Raw genomic sequence first — 2,461 nt, 5'->3', positions numbered from 1 at the left:
AGCCACCTGCACCTTCCGGTACAGAGCGGTTCGGATCAGATGCTGATGCGTATGAAGCGTGGCCATACCGCGTTTGAATACCAGCAGAAGATTCGCCGCCTGCGTGAACTTCGTCCCGATATGAGCATGTCGTCCGATTTCATCATTGGATTCCCCGGCGAAACCGATACCGACTTCGAACAAACAATGAAACTGATCGAGGAGATCGACTTCGACCACTCATTCAGTTTTATCTACAGCCAACGCCCCGGCACTCCTGCTGCAGATTATTCCGACGACGTGCCCATGGAGGTCAAGCAGGCACGTCTGCAGCGCTTGCAACAGGCGATCAACAGCAATGCACAACGCTTTAGCAGGCAGATGGTTGGTACCACGCAGCGTGTACTTGTCGACCGCCCGGCACGCAAGGATCCGGATGAGATATCCGGGCGCACCGAGAACAATCGCGTGGTCAACTTCAAGGGATCACAAGAACTGATCGGGCAATTTATCGATGTACGTATTACGGAGGCCTTCCCCAACTCGCTGCGCGGCGAGCTGGCAGACAAGCAATGAATGACCACCCCACAACGCTGCAACTCGCACTCGAACCACAGGATAACGAGCGTCTCTCAAATCTCTGTGGTCCGCTCGAAGAACACCTGCACCAGATCGAGCGCCAGCTGGGCATAGAGATCAATAATCGCGGCCACGCATTCAGCCTGGTTGGTCCGGACAGCTCTGTCAGTGCAGCTGAAGAGCTGATCATCGAACTCTACCGTGATACCGCAAGTGAAACTCTCGACGCAGAACGCATCCACCTTGCCCTGCAGCAGGCAGGTATTGATGAGTTGCTCGCAAAAGCGCCAGCACATGAACCGCAGGAGGTCGTTATCAAGACCCGCCGCGGCATGGTGCGCGGACGCGGCCCTAACCAGAAAGAGTATCTGCACAAGGTCGTGACGCACGATATCAACTTCGGCATCGGGCCGGCAGGAACAGGCAAAACCTTTCTCGCTGTTGCATGCGCCGTGGATGCACTCGAACGCCAGACCGCACGCCGTATTCTGCTCGTACGTCCGGCTGTCGAAGCAGGCGAGAAACTCGGCTTTCTGCCCGGCGATCTGAGCCAGAAAATTGATCCTTACCTGCGTCCGCTCTACGACGCCCTGTATGAGATGCTCGGCTTTGAACGTGTGCACAAGCTGATCGAACGCAATGTTATCGAGGTCGCTCCGCTGGCCTATATGCGCGGGCGTACGCTCAACGAATCCTTCATCATTCTTGATGAGGCACAGAACACAACCACCGAGCAGATGAAAATGTTTCTCACGCGAATCGGTTTTGGTTCGACCGCGGTCATTACCGGAGACATAACCCAGGTTGACCTACCGACAGGCAAACGATCAGGATTGCGCGAGGCGATTGACGTACTTGCTGAGGTCGATGGCATCAGCTTTACCTTTTTCAACTCACATGACGTGGTACGTCACAAGCTGGTACAAAAGGTAATCGAGGCGTATGAGCAAAAAACCGACGACTGATCTCCCCCACCGATGTACATGGTGCGGTGATGACCCGCTCTATGTCGCTTATCACGATAACGACTGGGGCGTGTCCGTGCACGATGACAGGAAACTCTTCGAGATGCTGACACTCGAGGGAGCACAGGCAGGTCTTAGCTGGATCACCATTCTGCGCAAGCGGGAAAATTACAAGCTGGCATTCGATAATTTCGATATCGATAAAGTAGCAGCTTACGACGACAGCAAGCTGGAGAGCCTGATGGGCAACGCAGGCATTGTGCGTAACCGCCTGAAGATCAGCTCCACCATCGACAATGCACGTGCAGTGCAGAAAATCCGCCAAGAACACGGCTCACTCGATACCTTCCTGTGGAGCTTTGTTGATGGAGAAACACGACACAACCGGTGGAAAACGCTAGCAGAGATACCGGCACAGACTGAATTATCTGTACAGCTTAGCAAGGCACTTAAAGGTTACGGCTGCCGTTTTGTCGGCCCGACCATCTGTTATGCGCTGATGCAGTCGATCGGCATGGTCAATGACCATACGACTGACTGTTTTCGTCACCGGAAGTTAATCACCCTTACGGGAACTGACTCCCTCTAAATACATTCGTCATCCCCGAGCAAGCGGGGATCCGGGCAGTACACGATTCGGCTCCTGGTTCTTCACCAGGTTTCGCCCGGGATGACGGATTATTTAAAACCGCGCACACCCACGGTCTGTTACTGCTCCTTCTCCGCAGGCATGGCATCACTGAAAAGTGCAGCCACGTCTACCGCATCAAAGCTGTATCTTGCCATGCAGAAATCACAGTGCGTCTCAACGACATCCGCCTCTTCTAGCAGGCTTTCGACATCCGCTGCGCGCCAAGGAGAGAGAATCGAAGGCGCGTAGTCCCCGGTAGCCACTAGGCGAGACTGTTTTTCTGACGTGCGCCAGCGCCAAAGGAAAA

The 2,461-nt window shown here is 54.4% G+C and carries 3 protein-coding genes and 1 pseudogene; 3 read left to right on the top strand and 1 reads right to left on the bottom strand.

The annotated features are described in order from the left end of the window. The 3 genes from BOW51_RS09850 to BOW51_RS09840 all read left to right on the top strand — a co-directional run. Positions 1 to 555 (top strand): TRAM domain-containing protein (locus BOW51_RS09850; protein ID WP_135568232.1); only part of this gene is annotated, 555 nt, incomplete at its 5' end. Continuing rightward, a complete protein-coding gene (locus tag BOW51_RS09845; RefSeq protein WP_078477562.1) occupies positions 552 to 1,523 on the top strand; it encodes a PhoH family protein in 972 nt (323 codons plus the stop codon). The genes BOW51_RS09850 and BOW51_RS09845, both read left to right, overlap by 4 nt. After that, positions 1,501 to 2,112, top strand: a complete 612-nt coding sequence (locus BOW51_RS09840; RefSeq protein ID WP_078477561.1) for a DNA-3-methyladenine glycosylase I — start codon at positions 1,501 to 1,503, stop codon at positions 2,110 to 2,112. Before BOW51_RS09845 ends, BOW51_RS09840 begins: the two co-directional genes overlap by 23 nt. 119 nt (positions 2,113 to 2,231) lie before the next feature. Here BOW51_RS09840 and BOW51_RS11280 read toward each other — a convergent pair. Then, positions 2,232 to 2,461: pseudogene (locus BOW51_RS11280) on the bottom strand (hypothetical protein); the annotation flags it as partial.

Origin of the sequence: Solemya elarraichensis gill symbiont (assembly GCF_002021095.1) — a bacterium.
In the GTDB taxonomy this organism is placed as follows: domain Bacteria; phylum Pseudomonadota; class Gammaproteobacteria; order Chromatiales; family Chromatiaceae.
The sequence above is the reverse complement of the archived record's forward strand: the minus strand, read 5'-3'. Positions and strand labels throughout refer to the sequence as shown.